Origin of the sequence: Deinococcus grandis (assembly GCF_001485435.1) — a bacterium.
Lineage (GTDB): Bacteria > Deinococcota > Deinococci > Deinococcales > Deinococcaceae > Deinococcus > Deinococcus grandis.
Map to the genome: position 1 here is coordinate 395,300 of NZ_BCMS01000001.1, position 17,640 is coordinate 412,939.

Here is a 17,640-nt window from a genome sequence, read left to right on the forward strand (position 1 = left end):
GTCTATCCCGCCCGGACAGGCCCGCGCCGTGACGCGCGGCAACCTCTGCGCCACCCGGCGCGTAGACGGAGGCATGACACACATGCTGGAACTCACGGTGAACGTGGCGGGTCAGGTTCTGGAGGCCGGGCCGTTCTCGAAACGCTGGACGCTGCGCTGGCTGGCCGTGCTGTGCGCGGCGGGCGCGGCGCTGCTGGGCAGTGGGTGGCTGGGGGGACTGGCCGCCGGCGCGCTGCTGCTGTCCCTGAAGATCCGCTGAAGTCATCCCGGGGGGCGGGCGTGGCAGAGTGCGGCCATGACCGTACCGAAGTTCGGACTGGGAACGTTCCGCCTGAAGGATGACGTGGTGCGCCGCGTGGTCGCGGACGCGCTGGAGCTGGGCTACCGCGCCATCGACACGGCGCAGGGCTACGACAACGAGGGCGAGATCGGCGAGGTGCTCGCCGCGAGTGGCGTGCCGCGCGCGGACGTGTACCTCACCACGAAGATCAAGCCCGCCAACTACCGCCGGGACGCGCTGCTGGACAGCCTGCGCGTCAGCCTGGAGAAGCTGCGCGTGGAGCAGGTGGACCTGACCCTGATCCACTGGCCGGTCCCGAACGGCGAGGTGCGCCCCGAGGAGTACCTCGCGGCGCTGGCCGAGGCGCGCGAGCAGGGCCTGACGCGCGAGATCGGCGTGTCGAACTTCAACATCGCGGGGCTGCGCCGGGCCCGGGAGATCCTGGGTGGCGTGCCGCTGGCGACGAATCAGGTGGAGATCCACCCGTACCTTCAGAACCGAAAACTGGTGGAATTCGCCCGTTCAGAGGGTCTGCACCTCACGTCGTACATGACGCTGGCGGTCGGGAAGGTCATGGACGACCCGGTGCTGCGTGACATCGCCGGGTCGCACGGCGCGAACCCCGCGCAGGTGGCCCTCGCGTGGGCGCTGGCGCAGGGGTTCAGCGTGATTCCCAGCTCCACGAAACGCGAGAACCTCGCCGGGAACCTCCGGGCGCAGGACCTCCAGCTGACCGCCGAGGACCTGGACCGCATTGCGGCGCTGGACGTGGGCGAGGCCGCCCGCATCGCCAGCCCGGAGAGCGCCCGGCCCGTCTGGGACTGATAAGGACTCCGGTTGAAAGGTTTGCAAAAACTTTCAACCCGAGCGGAGCGAGGAGGAGAAAAACGGGTTCTGGGCGTGGAGTTGGCAGATCGGTGATTTTCCGATCTGTTAACGAAACAAACGGAATCCGTATGAAACGGGCTCCGGTTGAACGGTGTGCCAACACGTTCAACCCGGGCGGCTGCGACTCGCAGAGCTGCCCCGCAGGAAAAGAGCACAGCGGGTTGCCGGGCATGGAGTCGGTAACCCTTCATTCTGCCCACCCGTCCGGGGGTGAGAGCGGGCGGCGTCCGTTCCCCCCCGGCGGGTGGGGTAGACTGCCCGCACCATGAAATTCAACCCTCGGTCGGCCCTGACGGGACTCCTCGGTCTTTCGCTGCTCGCCGCGTGCGGGCAGACCCCGGCCGGCGGCACGCTGAGCGCGCAGGGCGGCGCGGGCAAACCGGCCACCGGCCTGACCTCGGTCGCGGCGCGCGCCTTCGTGCCGAACCCCGTGCAGACGACCGGCGACCAGTCCCTGACGGACGGGAAGGACAGCGCCGCCGCCGTGCCCGCCAGCGCGTACTACCCCGTCACCCTGACGAACCTGGACGGCAGCGGGTACCTGAGCGGCGACTACGCGAAGGTCGTCACGGAGACCGGCACGCCCGTGTACGGCAGCGGGCCGTTCAACTTCACCCGCGATCAGGACGGCTTCGAGCAGGTCATGGCGTACTTCTGGGTGACCAAGGCGCAGAAGTACATCCAGTCGCTGGGCTTCGGCAGCGAACTGCGGCCCGTGAACAGGCGGCAGCAGGCGCTGAAGGTCAGCCAGTACGGGATCGACAACTCGTACCAGAACGACCAGCCCGACATCATCCGCCTGGGCAAGGGTGGCGTGGACGACGCCGAGGACGGCGAGGTCATCGTGCACGAGTACGGGCACGCGGTGCACAACGCGCAGGTGCCGGGCTTCGGGACCAGCCTGGAAGCCGGGAGTATCGGCGAGGCCTTCGGGGATTACCTCGCGCTGACGGTCGGGGAGGCCGTGGCGAAGGCCAGCGGCGCGCCGGCCCGGGCGCCCGTCACCTGCATCGCCGACTGGGACGCCGTGAGTTACACGAGTTCGGCCCCGCACTGCCTGCGCCGGACCGACACGGACAAGAAGTACCCCCAGGACGTGCGCGGCGAGGTGCACGCCGACGGGGAGATCTGGTCCCGCGCGCTGTGGGACATCCGCCAGGGACTGAAGGACGTCCGCAAGGCCGACCGGATCATCATCAACGCGCAGTTCCGCTTCGCACCCGACACCACCTTCGCGGCGGCCGCGCAGCACACCGTGGACACCGCGCAGGCGATGTACGGCGCCCAGGCGGCCGCCACGGTGAAGGCGGCCTTCGTGGACCGCGGCATCCTGAAGTAGGGCGTCCAGCAGCGGTCACCGCCGCGGATGTCGAGTGCGTGGCGGGGCGAGTGGCATACCCAATGGCAGAGGTCTTGAGGGTCATCTTCAGGGCCTCTGAAGGCTATGGCTGGAGCGAGGAGACTGCGTTATCCGGTTCCCGGCTTGACTGCGATCAAATAGCGACTTGCATTCCAATATGTTCTGCTGTAGGCTAAATCGGTCATAAGTATTCGTTGATGGGGCAGTGGCATTACGGACGTCCGCCATACCTGCCGCAGATCGCAGGCGGGCCCCCCCCACTGCCCTGTCCCCGCACCCCCCCAGGAGCGCTCATGCCCACGTTCACCGCCACCCTGACCCTGCACGGCAAGACCGCCACCGGCCTGAGCGTCCCCGAGCACGTCATCACGGAACTGAACTCGGGCCGCCGCCCGCCCGTCCACGTCACCCTGAACGGCACGTACAGCTACCGCTCCACCCTGGGCGTCATGGGGGGGCAGACCCTGCTGCCCGTCAGTGCCGAACACCGCGCCGCTGCCGGTCTGAATGCCGGGGACACCGTGACCGTCACCCTGACGCCCGACGCGGCCCCGCGCGAGGTGACCCTCCCCACCGACCTGCAATCCGCCCTCGACGCGCAGCCCGGCGCCCGGGACGCTTTCAGCCGACTCAGCCCCAGCCGCCAGCGGGAACACGCCCGGCAGGTCGAGACGGCCAGGGCAGACGCGACCCGCACCCGCCGCATTCAGGCCGTCCTGGCCAGCCTCACGCACACCTGACCCCTGGAGGTCCCCCATGCTCACCCTGCACCCCTACCTCGGCTTTGGCGGTCAGGCCCGCGAGGCCCTGGAGTTCTACCGGTCCTGCCTGGGTGGCACCCTGGACCTCATGACCGTCGCGGACTCCCCGGTCGCCGCACAGATCCCGGCGCACATGCAGGCGTTCATCCTGCACGGCAGCCTCACCAGCGGCCCCCTGATCCTGAACGCCTCGGACATGACCGAGGACGTGGGCCGCACCCACAGCGTCACCCTGGCTCTCCAGAGCGACGACCTCGAACACGCCCGGCAGGTCTTCGACGCGCTGGCGCAGGGCGGCACCGTCACCCACCCCCTGAGCCCCTCGTTCTGGGAAGGGATGTTCGGGCAGCTCACCGACCGTTACGGGCACCACTGGATGATGAACGTCATCCCGCAACCCCAGACGAACGGCCAGGACTGATGCGCGCCGTCACCCCGTTCCTGATGTTCCAGGGCGAAGCCGCGCCCGCCCTGACGCTGTACCTCACCCTGCCCGGCGCGCGCCTCCTGCACCGCCAGGACACCCCGGAAAGGCGCGTGCAGCTGGCCGAACTGGACCTGAGCGGGCAGCGCGTGCGCGTCACCGACTCGCCCATCCCGCACGCGTTCACGTTCACGCCGTCCATGTCCCTGTTCCTCGACTGCGACACCCGCGAGGAATTCGACCGGGTGTGCGACACGCTCGGCGCAGGCGGCGCGTACCTGATGCCCCCGGACGACTACGGCTTCAGCCTCCGCTTCGCGTGGCTGAACGATCCGCACGGCGTGTCCTGGCAGGTCAACCTGCCCCACGCGCCATGAAACTGCTGCTGACCTCCGGCGGCGTCACAAACGCCAGCATCCACGCCGCGCTCGTCGAACTGCTCGGCAAGCCCGTCTCGGAGTGCCGCGCGCTGTGCATCCCCACCGCGCAGCACGGACACCCCTGGTGCACCCCCGAGAGCGCGTGGCGCTTCGTCGCCGGACACAGCCCCGCCCCGATGACCGACCTGGGCTGGGCCAGCGTGGGCCTGCTGGAACTCCTCGCCCTGCCCCACCGACCCCGCGACCGCTGGGAGGCGTGGGTGCGCGCCGCCGACGTGCTGCTCGTGGACGGCGGCGACGCGGCCTTCCTGACCCACTGGCTACGGCAGTCCGGGCTGGCCGACCTGCTCCCCGAGCTGGAAGGCACCGTCTGGGTGGGCGTGAGTGCGGGCAGCATGGCCCTCACCCCCCGCATCGGTTCGCAGTTCCTGTCCTGGCCCGGCACGGACGGCGACGACCGCGGGCTGGGCCTCGTGGACGTCTCGATCTTCCCGCACCTGAACTACCCCGACTTCCCCGACAACCGCATGGCGAACGCCAAGGCGTGGGCCGCGCAGATCGGCGGACCCGCCTACGCGCTGGACGACCAGAGCGCCCTGCGGATCGTGGACGGCGTGACTGAAGTCATCTCGGAAGGGGAGTGGCGGGCGTTCCCGTGACCGCCACCTCACCGGCCCTGCCCGCCTGAACCGGCCCTCCCGGCGTGGGGTGGGGGCGGGTATCCTCGCGGTATGACCGCGCCCGATTCCCTTTCGCGTGATGTGCTGCTGACCTGCCCGCTGGACTGTCCGGACGCCTGCCGCCTGAAGGTGACGGTGGGCCGCGACGCGCCGGGCGGGCCGGAGCGGATGCTGAAGGTGACGGGCGACGCCGCGCACCCGGTGACAAAGGGCTTCGCGTGCGCCAAGACGGTGCATTACCCGGCCCGCGCGAACCACCCGGACCGGCCGCTGTACCCGTTGAAACGCGTGAACGCGAAGACGGAGGCCGAGCCGGTCTGGGCGCGCGTGACCTGGGACGAGGCGCTGCACGACATCGCCGCGCGCCTGCGGACGCTGCTGGACACGCGCGGGCCGGGCAGCATCCTGCGGTACAACTACGCGGGCACCATGGGCCTGATGGAGGGCACGCACGTGCACGCGCTGTTCCGCGCGCTGGGCGCCCCGGAACTCGACGAGACGATCTGCGCCACGGCGGGCACCGAGGCCTGGAGCCTGGGCTACGGCACGCGCTTCGGGGTGGACCCGGCGGACGTGGCGCACGCGCGGCTGATCGTGCTGTGGGGCATCAATTCCCTGAGTACGAACAGTCACCTGACGCCGCACCTGACGGCGGCGCGCAAGGCCGGGGCGCGGATCGTGTGCGTGGACCCGTACCGCAACCGCACGGCGGCCTTCGCGGACGAGCACCTGAAGATCATTCCCGGCACGGACGCCGCGCTGGCGCTGGGCGTGATGCACGAGCTGTTCGCGCACGGCTGGACGGACGAGGCGTACATCGCCGAGGCGACCACCGGCATCGACGAACTGCGTGAGGCGGCCCGCGAGTGGACCCCGGAACGCACCGCCGGGGTGACGGGGCTGGACGCGGACGTGATCCGTGCCTTCGCCCGCGCGGTCGGCACGACGCGCCCCACGTACTTCCGGGTGGGGTACGGCATGACCCGCCACGAGCACGGCGGCACGAATCTCCGTGCCGTGACGCTGATCCCGGCGCTGACGGGCGACTGGCGGCATCGGGGTGGGGGCTGCACCCTGAGCACCAGCGGCGCGTTCCGGCTGAACCGCGCCCGGCTGGGGGCCGCGCACCTGATCCGCCCGGACGCGGCGCGCGTGAACATGAACGAGTATGCCGCCGCCCTGCGCCCGGAACGGGGCTTCGGGGCCACGTTCATCTACAACTGCAACCCGGCGGTCGTCGCCCCGGACGCCGGGCGGGTCCGCGCGGGCCTGCAACGCGAGGACCTGCTGGTCGTCGTGCTGGAGCAGGCCATGACCGAGACGGCGCGGCTGGCCGACTACCTGCTGCCCGCCACCACCTTCGCCGAGCATGCCGACGTGTACACCAGCTACGGGCACCACTGGCTGGGGTACAACCCCGCCACGCTGGACGCCCCCGGCGAGGCGAAACCGAACTCCTGGGTGTTCCAGGAACTCGCGCGCCGCCTGGGCGTCACCGAGCCCAGCGTGTACTGGACGGTGGACGACCTGCTGGCCGAGCTGCTGACCAGCGACCACCCCCTCGTGGCAGGCATCACCCCGCAGCGCCTGAAGGCCGAGGGCAGCGTCCGCCTGAACCTCCCCGACGGGTTCCTGCCGTACGCGCACGGCGCGGAGACGCCCAGCGGGAAGGTGCAGCTCAGCCCGGCGCCCGCCCACCGCGAACCCCTGGCCGCTCTGAACGCCGAGTACCCGGTGCGGCTGCTCACGCCGCCCGCGCATCACTTCCTGAACAGCACGTACGGGAATCTGGCGAATCTGAACCGCGCCGAGGGGGGGGAACCGCACCTGCTGCTGCACCCGAGTGACGCGCAGGCGTCCGGCGTGACCGACGGGGCGCTCGCCACGCTGACCAGCGAGGTCGGCAGCGTGCAGCGCCGCGTGAAGGTCACGGACGCCGCCCAGCCCGGCGCGGCCATCCTGGAGGGGACGTGGTGGGGCCTCAGCGCGCCGGACGGGCGCAGCATCAACGAACTCACCGCGCAGACCCTGACGGACCTGGGGGGTGGGAGCACCTTCCACAACACCCGCATCCGCATCGAACCCGCTCAGGGCTGAGGAGGGACCACGTGCGCCCCCTGATCGTCACCGAATTCGTGTCCCTGGACGGCGTGTACGAGGAACACTCGCCTTGGCGTGCGCCGTACGACCCGGACGACGGGCCGTTCAAACGCGACGAACTGTTCGCCAGCGGCGCGCTGCTGCTGGGCCGCACCACCTACGAGGCCTTTGCGGCGTACTGGCCCACTGCGACCGGTGCGTTCGCGGACCGCATGAACGCCCTGCCCAAGTACGTGGCGACCTCCCGCCCCGGCCCGCTCGGGTGGAACGCCACCGCGCTCGGCCCGGACGTACCAGCGGACGTGCAGGCCCTGAAATCCCAGCCGGGCGGCCCGCTGCTCTTGTACGGCAGCGGCACCCTCGCGCAGACGCTGCTGCGCCGTGGGCTGGTGGACGAACTGCGCCTGATGGTCTTCCCGCTTGTGCTGGGGCGTGGCAAGCGCATCTTCGACACCCTGGAGCACCTCCCCCTGACCCTGCTCGCCACGCGGGCGCTGGGCACGGGTGTCCTCCTGCTCACGTACGGCCCGGCGCGCCCATGACCACCGTCCTCATCACGGGTGGCAGCCGGGGCATCGGGGCGGCCACCGCCCGCCTCGCCGCCCAGGCCGGATACGCGGTCGGCCTCAGCTACCGCCAGGACGCGCAAGCCGCTGCCGGAATCGTCCGGGAGATCGAGGCCATGGGTGGCCGCGCGCTGGCCGTGCAGGCCGACGTGGGCAACCCCGACGACGTGGAACGCCTCTTCGAAACCACCCAGACCGGACTGGGTGGCCTGCACGCCCTGGTCAACAACGCCGGGACGCTGGAACGGCAGGCGCGCGTGGACGAACTCGACTCCGCCCGCCTCCAGCGGGTGCTCACCACCAACGTGGTCGGCGCGTTCCTCTGCGCGGGCGCCGCCGTCAGGCGACTCTCCACCCGGCACGGCGGGCCGGGCGGCGTGATCGTGAACGTCTCCTCCCGCGCGGCCGTCCTCGGCTCGGGCGGCGAGTACGTCGACTACGCCGCCTCGAAGGGCGCGGTGGACACCCTGACCGTCGGCCTGGCCCGCGAGGTCGCCGCCGAGGGCGTCCGCGTGTGCGGCGTCCGCCCCGGCCTGATCGAGACCGACATCCACGCGCTGGGCGGCGAACCGGGCCGCGTGGCGCGGCTCGCGGGCAGCGTCCCCCTGGGGCGCGGCGGCACGCCCGACGAGGTCGCGCAGGCCATCCTCTGGCTGCTGTCCCCGCAGGCGGCGTACGTGACCGGCACCACCCTCGACGTCAGTGGGGGCCGCTGAACCCGGACGGTCACGCGGGGTATGCTGCGGGGTGCGCGGTTGACCCCGTCCCCGGGGCTCTGCCGGTTCCGCCCGCTTCCCCCGACCGCCCGGCGGTCTTCACCCCCCGTCCAGGCGCCTGCCTGCGCGCCTGCGTTGCCGCTCGACCTGTCCTGTCGATCCCGGCCCGAGGTCCCCATGACCCATGCACCCAAGGCGGCGCTGCCGCTGCTGCTGATCGCCCTGTACGCCCTGAGCATCCTGCTGGCGAACCTGACGCTGAACACCTTCATTCCGCTGCCCGTGTACGGCCTGCTGAGTGTCGGCACGATCTTCTTCGCGGCGGTGTTCACGCTGCGTGACCGCATCCACCGCGCGGGCGGCCTGAACGCCGTGTACATCGCCATCGCGGCGGCGCTGATCGTGAACACGGTCGTCGCCCTGCTCACGGGCACCCCGTGGCGCTTCGTTGGCGCCAGTTTCCTGGCGATCCTGGCCGGGGAACTCGCGGACACCGCCGTGTACCAGCGCCTCATGGGACGCAGCTGGTGGACCCGCGTGCTGGCCAGCAACGCCGTGAGCGTCCCGCTGGACAGCGTGCTGTTCAACCTGCTGGCCTTCTGGGGCGACATGCCGCCCGCGCAGATCGCGCAGATCATCTTCGCGGACGTCGTGATCAAGTACCTGATCGCCGCGCTGTTCGCCATCCGCGTCCGGCACGCCGCCCGCACCGCCTGATCCCCCGTCAGGTCCGGCGGGGCTTCTTCCGGGCCGCCTGCGCCTGCTCGTTCGCGGCGGCGGCGGCGCGGATCAGGTCCCGGAAGGCCGCCTCGTCCAGCGTGGCCCCCTCGGTCAGGTCGATGGCGCGGCGGGCGTTCCCGTCCAGGCTGGCGTTGAACAGTCCGGCCGGGTCGGGCAGGCTGGCCCCGCGCGGGAACGTGAGTTTCACGGCCCGCGCGTAGGACTCGCCGGTGCAGACGATGCCCGCGTGCTCCCACACGGGCACGCCGGGCGAGGTCGCCTTGGCCCACTTCACGCTCTCCTGCACGCCTGGCAGCGCCTCCCGGATCAGACCCCGCACGCGGCGCAGGGTGTCGCCACGCCAGTCCGTCAGGGCCTCGATGCGCTCGGTCACGGGGTCGGGAGTCGTCACAGTCAGTCCACCGGGAGGGCGTCCACCTCGCCCGGTTCCTCGTCGTCCTCGTCGAGATCCAGGGTGACGGTCTGCCAGCGGGCCGGGAGGGTCAGGCGCAGCACGCCGTCCTCGTACGCGAAGCTGGCCGCGCCCTGCACGGCGCGGACGTGCCCCAGCCCCAGGACGTGCATGGTCTCCCGCTGCTCGAAGGTGCCGATGTCGCCCTCAGCGTCGCGGCGGATGGTCAGGCGCGTGCCCTGCCGCTCGCCGACCAGTCGGGTCAGGCGCCCGCCCGCGTGCCCGTCCCCGGCGTCCTCGAACAGCTGACCCACGAACCCGGCGCGGTCCGCGTGCACCAGCCACGACAGCCGCGCCCAGAGGGCCGAGGTGGTGTGAGGCGCGGGCTCCGTGACCGGCAGGGCCGTCCCGGCGCGCAGGTACAGGGGCAGCGTGTCCAGCGGCGCGTCCGCGACGACGTGCTGCCCGCCCGCGTGGATGGGGCCGAACTGAGCCAGGTTGAACACCGCCGCCCAGCGCCCCGCCGGGAGGTACACCAGCCGACGCCGGTGCCCGGCCCGCAGGACCGGCGCGACCAGCAGGCCCTCGCCGAGCAGGTACTGGGTGTCCTCGCGCGCGGCGTCCTCGTCGGCGGGCCAGTGCAGCGCCAGCGGGCGCATGACCGGCAGGGCCGTGCGGGTCGCTCCCTGCGCCAGGGTGTACAGGTGCGGCAGCAGCCGGTAGCGCAGGTCCAGCGCGGCGCGGATCACGTCCGTGACGGCCTCCCCGAAGCGCCAGGGTTCCTGGTCGGCGGTGCCCAGCGCGGCGTGGTTGCGCACGAAGGCGTACCCGACCGCCGCCTGGTACCAGCGGGCCAGCAGCTCCCCGGTCGTGTCGCCCGCGAAGCCGCCCACGTCCGCTGCCGCGAACGGAATGCCGCTCAGGCCCAGGCCCTGGATCATCGGGAGGCTCAGGGCCAGGTGCGACCACGTGGCGGTGTTGTCCCCGGTCCAGACGGTCGCGTGCCGCTGAATCCCGGCGTACCCGGCGCGGGTCAGCACCCACGGGCGGATCTGCGGACTGAACTTCGCGTAGCCCAGGCGGCTGGCCTCGCTCATGCCGTTCGCGTACGCGTTGTGGACCTCCAGGTGCGTGCGGGTGCCGTGCCGCGCGTCGTACGGAAGGGTCTTGCCCTCGGTCTCGCGCGGCTGGCGCAGGCTGAAGCACGCGGGCTCGTTCATGTCGTTCCACTGCCCCTGAATCCCGGCGTCCGCGAAGACCTTGTGCCGCCCGGCCCACCACGCGACCACCTCGGGCCGCGTGAAGTCCGGGAACACCGCCGGGTCAGGCCAGACCTCACCCACCAGGACGTCCCCGCGCGCCGTGCGGACCAGATGATCCCCCCGCGCGGCCTCCTCGTACACGTCGTACCCGGCCTCCAGCTTCACGCCGGGGTCCACGATCGGCACGAGCTTCACGCCCTGCGCGCCCGCCTCCTTCACGAACGCCCGCAGGTCCGGGAAGTTCGCGCCGCTCACCGTCCAGACCTTGTACGCGTCCATGTAGTCGATATCCACGTACACGCTGTCCAGCGGCAAATTCCGGTCCCGGTAGCCCTGGATGACGGCGCGCAGGTCGTCCGCCGTGCGGTACCCCCAGCGGCTCTGCGCGGCCCCCAGCGCCCACAGCGGCGGCATGGGCGCGTACCCGGTCAGGTCCGCGTAACGGCGCAGCACGTCCGCCGGGCGCGGCCCCGCCAGCACGTACACGTCCAGCTCCGGCCCCGAGGACGCCCAGCGCAACTCGTGCGGGTGCGCGCGCGCCACGTCCACCTCCATCCGCCAGGACTCGTCCACGAACACCCCGTGCGCCCGGCCATCCTGCAGCACCGTCGTGAACGGCACCGACACGTACAGCGGGTCCGTCTCGGTATGGTGCGGGAAGCAGTCGGTGTTCCAGAACGTCAGGTGCATCCCGCGCTTGTCCAGCGGCCCCACCCGCTCCCCGAAACCCAGGTACATCGCGCCGTCCGGGGCATCCAGGTTCAGGCGCGTGCGGCGCAGATTGAAGCGCTCGGCGTCCAGCGCGGGCCGCTGCGTGGGCGCCTCCCCCGACCAGCCCAGCGCACTGACCAGCACCCGCTCGGTCGCGCCGCTGCCCGTCGAGACCCGCCACGCGCCACTCGCGCGGTCCAGCCGCAGCGACAACCCCCCGCCGATCACCAGCAGCTCGTCGTCCAGCTCGGCGGCGTTCAGCGTCACGCCGCCCGGCAGGTCCGGCCGCAGCGCGAAACTCCGTTTGACCGGCATGCGCGGGAACCCCAGCGCGTTCGCGCGGGCCTCCGGAAACAGCCGCACCCGCAGCACCCCGGGCAGCGGCGCACTGACCACCAGCACGTCCGACTCGCCCCACACGCGCACCTCCGGCCCCTGCCCACCCGGCGCGCTCACCCCACCCGACTCCACCGCGAACGAAGAGAACCTCATGTGCCCACCAGCGTAATGCCTGCGCCCACCCGACATCAGCCGCCGGGCAGATGAAGCTCCCCTCTCACGTTTCGCAGGACGAGCGGCCCGTCGAATTGAACCCGGTACGGCTCTCCTTCGTTGCCCAGAAGATTACTCCCAGACTGAAAGTCGCAGTCCTCGATGATGACATCCGAGCGAAACCAGCAGTCCCAGAAGCTCACGAAACCCCCGAACGTGCAGCCCTGAAGGTGAAACGGGCACCCGGGGTCGTTGTGTCCACCCATTTCGAAACTTGCGGTTCCGGTGACGAGGCAGTCGCGGAATACCGCTCCCCCCGACAGGTAGGCCATAAGGAAGTTCAGGGTCGTCAACTGGCAACGGGTCACGGAGAGGAGACTGAGAAAACTCACGTTTACGCCGCTCAAAACGTCGATGACGCAATCTGTGATGCGGATATTCATTTCCAGGCTGTCTCCCATCACCTGCTCCAGATCCAGGGAGGCCAGACGGACATGCGAGAGTTCCCCCGTTTGCCGGAGGCGCTCCAGCGCAACGGTCTCTGTGACAACTTCCAACATTGTTTCCAACCACTTCAGCTGACGCCCAAGAAGTCCACCTGCACGCCGTTCTCGTCGGCGGCGCGGCGGGCGTGGTGCAACTGGGCCTGCGCGGCGGGCCGCAGGGCGCGCTCGGGGCGCTGCCAGAGGGCCTGCGCGACGCGGCTGGCGCGGCGGATCAGCAGCGCCTCGCCGGGCAGCGCGAGACCCACGGCGGCCAGCAGGGCCTGCGCGCTGGGCGGCACGTCGGAACTCAGGTCCAGCGGGACGTGCGCGGTGACGCGCTCGCCGGGGCGGCGCAGGCTGACGCGCGCCTCGGGCTGCGCGGGCCGCTGCTCGATCAGCACGTCCGACTGCACGCCCAGTAGCCCGGCCGCGCCCGTGCCGCGCCGCGCGTCGTTCGCCAGATCGTGCGCGCTCTGCATGTGGCGGCGCGTGCGGGGCGCGTACACGACCCGCAGGGTCACGCCGCGCGCCAGGGCCTCGGCGTGCACCTCGCGGGCGTCCTCGTCCAGCAGCGCCGGGCCGCGCCCCCGACCGACCGACGCGATCACCGCCTGATTGTCGGTGTGCACGGTCAGGGCCTCCCCGGCGGGCGCGGCCCGGACGGCCTCCAGCACCGCGCGGACCTCGGCGGCGTTGTTGTCCGGCGCGAGCAGTTGCCCCTGGAACCGCGCGGGGAGCGTGCCGGGGCGCAGCAGCACCAGCCCCCAGCCGCCCACGCCGCGCGCAAGGCCGTCGGGACCGGATTGTTCCTGCCAGCTGGCATCCACGAACGCCTGATTCACGCGGGGGTCCTCCGGAAGGGGTGGGGGAGAGGTCGGGGGCGGTCGGCACTCAGTCTGGCCTGCCCGGCCGGGCGGCAGGCTGAGACAGCCTTCAGGGTCACCAGCATGCCGCGCGGGCCGCGCCGGGCGGATCCGCCACCCGGCCTACGCGCACGGGGGCACGGGGGCCAGCGGGTCAGTCCAGGGTGGTGTCCAGCGTGCGCGACAGCACCTGCCGCGCCAGGCGGTGCAGGCTGCGCGGATCGAACTCCCCGGCCTCCAGGCGGCGCAGCAGCTCGGGCTGCAACGCGGCGTCCCGCGCCAGCTGCGCCAGCGGAATGCCCAGCAGTCGGCGGCGCGCGCCCAGCTTCACTCCTCCCGGAAAGGTCACGGTGTCCATGCGCCATGATGCCCGGCCCCGCCCGCCAGGAATGGGATACTGGCACCATGACCCACGCCGACCCCACCAGCCTCGACATTCTCGACCTGTACCGCCAGGCCGGCGCGTACCACGAGGGGCACTTCCTGCTCGCCTCGGGCCGCCACAGCCCCAAGTTCCTGCAGAGCACCACCGTCCTCCAGTACCCGCAGTACACCGAGCAGATCGGCCGCGCGCTGGCCGGCGCGCTGCGCGGCGCAGGCATCGACGCGCAGCTGGTCATCGGTCCGGCCATGGGCGGCGTCGTCCTCGCCTACGAAACCGCCCGGCACTACGGCACCCGCGCGATCTTCGCCGAGAAGGACGGGCAGGGCGGCATGAAGATCCGCGAGGCCTTCACCCTGCAGCCCGGCGAGACCTTCGTCGCCGTCGAGGACGTCCTCACGACCGGCGGGAGCGTCCTGAAGGCCGTGCGCGCCGCCGAGGCCGCCGGGGGCCGCTGCGTGGGCATCGCGTGCATCGTGGACCGCCGCGCCGACGGCGGCGACCTCCAGGGCTACCCCCTGGTCGCCCTGACCCGGCTGGTGTTCGACACCTACCCCCCGGACGCGGTGCCCGCATGGCTGGCCGCGCTGCCCCTGCAGGAGATCTGATACGGATTCCGTTTGTTTCGCTGACAATCCGGAACTTCACCGGATTGCCAGCTCCACGTCCGGAACCCGCTTTGCTCCTTCTCGCATCCGCTCGGGTTGAAAGATTTTGCAAACCTTTCAACCGGAGTCCGTATGATCCGGGTACCGGGTGGCCGATGGAACAGACGGAATCCGGACGAATCCCGATTGACCCGGACCCCTCCGCGCCCCGACCTGAAGGCGTCGGCCCGGGTCAGGAGCCGCTGAGGGGCTGGTCCGGGACCCCGGTGACCTGGGGGGCGGTTCCGGCCTGGGCGGCGCGCTGCGCCTCGATCAGGGTCAGGAAGGTGTCCACCACGCGGGGGTCGAACTGCGTGCCGCGCCGCGCGCGGATCTCCGCGACGGCCCGCTCGTGCGGCCACGCGTCCTTGTACGGGCGGGGGTGGGTCAGGGCGTCGTACACGTCGCACACCGCGAAGATCCGCGCGGCCAGCGGGATCTCCTCGCCGCGCAGCCGGTCCGGGTAGCCGCTGCCGTCCCAGTGCTCGTGGTGGTGCCGGATGACGTCCAGCGTGGCGGGCAGCAGCCCCTGCAGGCGGTGGGCGATGTCGTGCCCGCGCGCGGCGTGATGCTGCATGACCTCCCACTCCTGCGCGTCCAGCGGGCCGGGCTTCAGGAGGATCGCGTCGGGAATGGCCAGCTTGCCGATGTCGTGCAGGGACGCGCCCTGCTGCAGGGCGTGCAGCGCCGTCTCGCCCAGGCCCAGCCGGGCGCCCAGCCGTTCGGAGAGCGTCACGACCCGCGCGGTGTGCCCGGCGGTTTCCAGGTCGCGTTCCTCCAGCGCCGCGCCCAGCGCCAGCAGGCCCCCCTGCACGGCGTGGCGCAGGTGCTCCAGCGCCGCCTGCTGCTCGAAGGTGTGCCCCAGGCGGGACGCGAGCGCCTCGGTCAGGCGGCGGGCCTGCGGCGTCACGACCCGCCACGTGCCGAAGTGCAGCAGGCTGATCACGCCCATCAGCCGCCCCCCGTACCGCACCGGGACGAGCAGGATGCTCTTCAGGCCCGCCTCCAGCCAGGAGGTCAGGACGTGCGGTTCGGCCGGGTAGTCGTTGCTCCAGCGGGTGGCGCTGTGCTCGATCACCTCGGCGGTCAGGCCGCGCCGCCCGGTGAAGGGCTGCCCCAGCGCGCCACGCATCGGGGCGGGCACCTCGCCGTCCAGGTGCGTCAGGACGAACGCGTCCCCCTGGCGTTCCAGGTACGTGCTGCCCTGGAAGCCCAGCATGTCCCGCGCCATGCCCAGGCCCTCCTCGAGCACCTCCTGCGGCGTCTCGAGCTGTTCGAGGCGGCTGGTGAACTCCTCGACGCTGGCGCCCAGGCGGGTGTCGCGGCCCGCCTGGGCCCGCTGGTGTTCCTTGTCCTCGTACATGGCGGCGTCCGCCAGGGCCAGCACGCGTTCCAGGGACGTGACGTCCGTGACCGGCGCGACCCCCACCGCGAAGGGCGGCAGGGTCTCGCCCGGCGCGTTCAGCTGCGCGGCGACGTCCTCGAGCAGCTGCGCGGTCTGGTCGCCCGTGAGGCGCGGCAGCAGCAGCGCGAACTCGTCCCCGCCCAGCCGGGCCGCGACGCCCCCCTCGGGCAGCGCGGCCTGCAGCGCGTGGGCGACGCGGGTCAGGTGCGCGTCCCCGGCGCCGTGCCCGCCCAGGTCGTTGATGGCCTTCAGGCGGTTGAGGTCCAGCACCGCCACGCACAGCGGCCCGGCCGCCTGCGCCAGCGTGAACTGCCGCTGCAGGCTGCGGCGGTTCCACAGGCCGGTCAGCGGGTCGCGTTCCTCCCGTTCCCGCTGGCGTCTGGCCTCGGCGTGCCACGCGCGGGCCTGGTTCAGGCTGCGGTTCAGGCGCGCGGCGAGCAGGCCCGCCGTGACGAGCGCGCCCAGCGCGGTCAGGGCGGTCAGCAGCAGCGTCAGTTGACGGCCGATCTCGACGGTGGCTTCCTCGGCGGCGCGGACGTCGCTGATGCGGTCGCGCAGCGCCGTGAAGGCCGGGTCGACCTGCGTGTCGTCCACCTGCGCGGCGGCCTCCAGTTGTCCGCGTGCGATCAGGTCCAGCAGGGTCTGGACGGCGCCGGTGTACGCCGCAACCTGCCTGTTCAGCGTGTGATCCCCGGGGGTATGTGGATGCACCCGCGCGATCAGCAGGTCCTCCCGGCTCAGCTGCTCGAGCCGGGCGGTGAAGCGGCGCAGCTCCGCGAGGCACGCGCGGGCCTCGGCACTCAGGTCGGCGTCCAGTGAGCCGCGCGCGCGGGCCTGCCACTCGACGGCATTCAGCGCGAACGCGGCCGTGCGGGCGTCGGCCAGGGTCAGCAGGGTCCGCTGGTGCCGCGCGACGTCCTGAATGACCACGGCGCTCAGTGCGGCGGACAGCAGCGTCAGGGTCAGCAGCGCGTACAGCCACGCCGGGGCGCCCAGCAGGCTCTCCCTGACCGCGACCCGCCACGCGGCGCGGCGGGTGGGAACGGGCGGGTCGGGGGCCATGCGGTCATCATGACCCGGCGCGCCTCTCCCGCATCTGACAGGAAGTGCCCTTCAGGCCGGTCTGCACCGGGTTCAGCGTTCCGGCGCGGTCCGCAGCGCGTCCGGCGGCGGCGCCTCCACCCGCACGGCCTCTCCCGTGACGGGGTGCGTGAAGTGCAGCGTCCAGGCGTGCAGGAGGTACCCCAGGTCGCCCGGCAGGCCCGGCAGACCAGGCAGCGGGAGGCCGCCCGGTCCGTACAGCGGGTCGCCCACCAGCGGGTGCCCGGCGGCGGCGAGGTGAATGCGGATCTGGTGGGGCCGCCCGGTGTGGATCGCCACGTCGAACAGCGTGCGGTCCTCCCGGCTCTCCCGGACGTGGGCCACGCTGCGCGACGCCTTGCCGTCCGCGCTGGCCGCGAACACCTTGCCCAGGCGCGGGTGCGGCACCGGCCCGATGGGCGTCTGAATGGCCAGCGTGTCCCAGTCCGGCACGCCCGAGCCCAGCGCGCGGTACACCTTCCCCACCTCATGCTCCCGCCACGCGCGGGACAGCGCCGCGCCCGCCGCCCCGGTCCGGGCGAACAGCACCGCGCCGCTCGTGCCGCGCCCCAGCCGGTGCAGCGGACTCGCGCCCGGATACCGCAGCCGCACCTGCGTCAGCAGCGTGTGCGTCAGGAACCCCGCGCCCGGCAGCGTCGGCAGACCCGACGGTTTGCTGACCGCCACCAGCGCGTCGTCCTCCAGCAGCACGGCGTAGTCCAGCGGGGCCGCCTCCTCCCGCCACGGGGGGCGGTGCCACACGACCACGTCCCCGGCGCGCAGCACCTCGTCCCCGCGCGCAGGGGCGCCCCGCACCTCCACCTCGCCCGCCGCCAGCCGCGCCGCCCAGGTGGCCCCGTCCGAGTGCCGGTACTCGCGGGCCAGGAACGCCAGCACCCGCTCCCCACCCGCGCGCACCTGCGACCGGAACGCGAAACCACTGTTCGAGGGGACGTCGTCGGACATGGGGGACAGGGTAAAGGGTGCGGCCGTTCCGCGTTCGACTTCCCCTGAAACCGTACACTG

The 17,640-nt window shown here is 72.1% G+C and carries 19 protein-coding genes; 12 read left to right on the forward strand and 7 right to left on the reverse strand.

What is annotated here, in order from left to right; all coding sequences use genetic code 11:
- Positions 1-73: 73 nt before the first annotated feature.
- The 11 genes from DEIGR_RS01925 to DEIGR_RS01975 all read left to right on the forward strand — a co-directional run bounded on the left by DEIGR_RS01925 (position 74) and on the right by DEIGR_RS01975 (position 8,872).
- Positions 74-259 (forward strand): hypothetical protein, encoded by a 186-nt coding sequence (locus DEIGR_RS01925; protein WP_058974811.1) that lies wholly within the window; start codon positions 74-76, stop codon positions 257-259.
- A 36-nt stretch (positions 260-295) separates the two neighbouring features.
- Positions 296-1,105 carry a 2,5-didehydrogluconate reductase DkgB gene (dkgB, locus tag DEIGR_RS01930; protein WP_058974814.1) on the forward strand — a complete coding sequence of 270 codons (810 nt, stop codon included), beginning with the start codon at positions 296-298 and terminating at the stop codon, positions 1,103-1,105.
- A gap of 328 nt (positions 1,106-1,433) precedes the next feature.
- Positions 1,434-2,507, forward strand: coding sequence for a M36 family metallopeptidase (locus DEIGR_RS01935; RefSeq protein ID WP_058974816.1), 1,074 nt, complete (start codon positions 1,434-1,436; stop codon positions 2,505-2,507).
- A gap of 314 nt (positions 2,508-2,821) precedes the next feature.
- The gene (locus DEIGR_RS01940) at positions 2,822-3,268 is read left to right on the forward strand and encodes a YdeI/OmpD-associated family protein (RefSeq protein ID WP_058974818.1); all 447 of its coding nucleotides are present in this window, start codon (positions 2,822-2,824) and stop codon (positions 3,266-3,268) included.
- Positions 3,269-3,284: 16 nt separating this feature from the next.
- A complete protein-coding gene (locus DEIGR_RS01945) occupies positions 3,285-3,710 on the forward strand; it encodes a VOC family protein (protein WP_058974820.1) in 426 nt (141 codons plus the stop codon).
- Positions 3,710-4,090: a VOC family protein gene (locus tag DEIGR_RS01950; protein WP_058974823.1), complete on the forward strand. Its 381-nt coding sequence runs from the start codon at positions 3,710-3,712 to the stop codon at positions 4,088-4,090. Before DEIGR_RS01945 ends, DEIGR_RS01950 begins: the two co-directional genes overlap by 1 nt.
- Positions 4,087-4,752: a Type 1 glutamine amidotransferase-like domain-containing protein gene (locus DEIGR_RS01955; protein ID WP_058974825.1), complete on the forward strand. Its 666-nt coding sequence runs from the start codon at positions 4,087-4,089 to the stop codon at positions 4,750-4,752. The genes DEIGR_RS01950 and DEIGR_RS01955 overlap by 4 nt, the downstream gene beginning before the upstream one ends.
- A gap of 72 nt (positions 4,753-4,824) precedes the next feature.
- Positions 4,825-6,870 (forward strand): molybdopterin oxidoreductase family protein, encoded by a 2,046-nt coding sequence (locus tag DEIGR_RS01960; protein ID WP_058974827.1) that lies wholly within the window; start codon positions 4,825-4,827, stop codon positions 6,868-6,870.
- Between the two features lie 11 nt (positions 6,871-6,881).
- A complete protein-coding gene (locus tag DEIGR_RS01965; protein ID WP_058974829.1) occupies positions 6,882-7,415 on the forward strand; it encodes a dihydrofolate reductase family protein in 534 nt (177 codons plus the stop codon).
- Positions 7,412-8,155 (forward strand): SDR family oxidoreductase, encoded by a 744-nt coding sequence (locus DEIGR_RS01970; RefSeq protein ID WP_058974831.1) that lies wholly within the window; start codon positions 7,412-7,414, stop codon positions 8,153-8,155. The genes DEIGR_RS01965 and DEIGR_RS01970 overlap by 4 nt, the downstream gene beginning before the upstream one ends.
- A 177-nt stretch (positions 8,156-8,332) precedes the next feature.
- A complete protein-coding gene (locus DEIGR_RS01975; protein WP_058974833.1) occupies positions 8,333-8,872 on the forward strand; it encodes a VUT family protein in 540 nt (179 codons plus the stop codon).
- A gap of 7 nt (positions 8,873-8,879) precedes the next feature.
- Here DEIGR_RS01975 and DEIGR_RS01980 read toward each other — a convergent pair whose 3' ends face one another.
- The 5 genes from DEIGR_RS01980 to DEIGR_RS02000 form a co-directional block, all read right to left on the reverse strand.
- Complete coding sequence (locus DEIGR_RS01980; protein WP_236704630.1) at positions 8,880-9,287, reverse strand: DUF1801 domain-containing protein; 408 nt, start codon at positions 9,285-9,287, stop codon at positions 8,880-8,882.
- Between the two features lie 2 nt (positions 9,288-9,289).
- Positions 9,290-11,752 (reverse strand): glycoside hydrolase family 31 protein, encoded by a 2,463-nt coding sequence (locus DEIGR_RS01985; RefSeq protein ID WP_083523898.1) that lies wholly within the window; start codon positions 11,750-11,752, stop codon positions 9,290-9,292.
- Between the two features lie 35 nt (positions 11,753-11,787).
- Positions 11,788-12,312 (reverse strand): hypothetical protein, encoded by a 525-nt coding sequence (locus DEIGR_RS01990; protein WP_058974837.1) that lies wholly within the window; start codon positions 12,310-12,312, stop codon positions 11,788-11,790.
- 14 nt (positions 12,313-12,326) lie between these two features.
- Entirely contained in the window at positions 12,327-13,079 is a 753-nt protein-coding gene (locus tag DEIGR_RS01995) for a ribonuclease H family protein (protein WP_058974840.1), read from the reverse strand.
- A 175-nt stretch (positions 13,080-13,254) separates the two neighbouring features.
- Positions 13,255-13,458 (reverse strand): hypothetical protein, encoded by a 204-nt coding sequence (locus tag DEIGR_RS02000; protein ID WP_058974842.1) that lies wholly within the window; start codon positions 13,456-13,458, stop codon positions 13,255-13,257.
- A gap of 47 nt (positions 13,459-13,505) precedes the next feature.
- Between DEIGR_RS02000 and pyrE the strand changes: the two genes are divergently transcribed.
- On the forward strand, positions 13,506-14,090 hold the full coding sequence (gene pyrE / locus DEIGR_RS02005; protein ID WP_058978487.1) for an orotate phosphoribosyltransferase: 585 nt from the start codon (positions 13,506-13,508) through the stop codon (positions 14,088-14,090).
- Between the two features lie 232 nt (positions 14,091-14,322).
- Here pyrE and DEIGR_RS02010 read toward each other — a convergent pair whose 3' ends face one another.
- Together DEIGR_RS02010 and DEIGR_RS02015 are read right to left on the reverse strand one after the other, a co-directional pair.
- Positions 14,323-16,596 (reverse strand): sensor domain-containing diguanylate cyclase/phosphohydrolase, encoded by a 2,274-nt coding sequence (locus DEIGR_RS02010; protein WP_058974844.1) that lies wholly within the window; start codon positions 16,594-16,596, stop codon positions 14,323-14,325.
- A gap of 72 nt (positions 16,597-16,668) precedes the next feature.
- Complete coding sequence (locus DEIGR_RS02015) at positions 16,669-17,580, reverse strand: RluA family pseudouridine synthase (RefSeq protein WP_058974846.1); 912 nt, start codon at positions 17,578-17,580, stop codon at positions 16,669-16,671.
- Between the last annotated feature and the right edge of the window lie 60 nt (positions 17,581-17,640).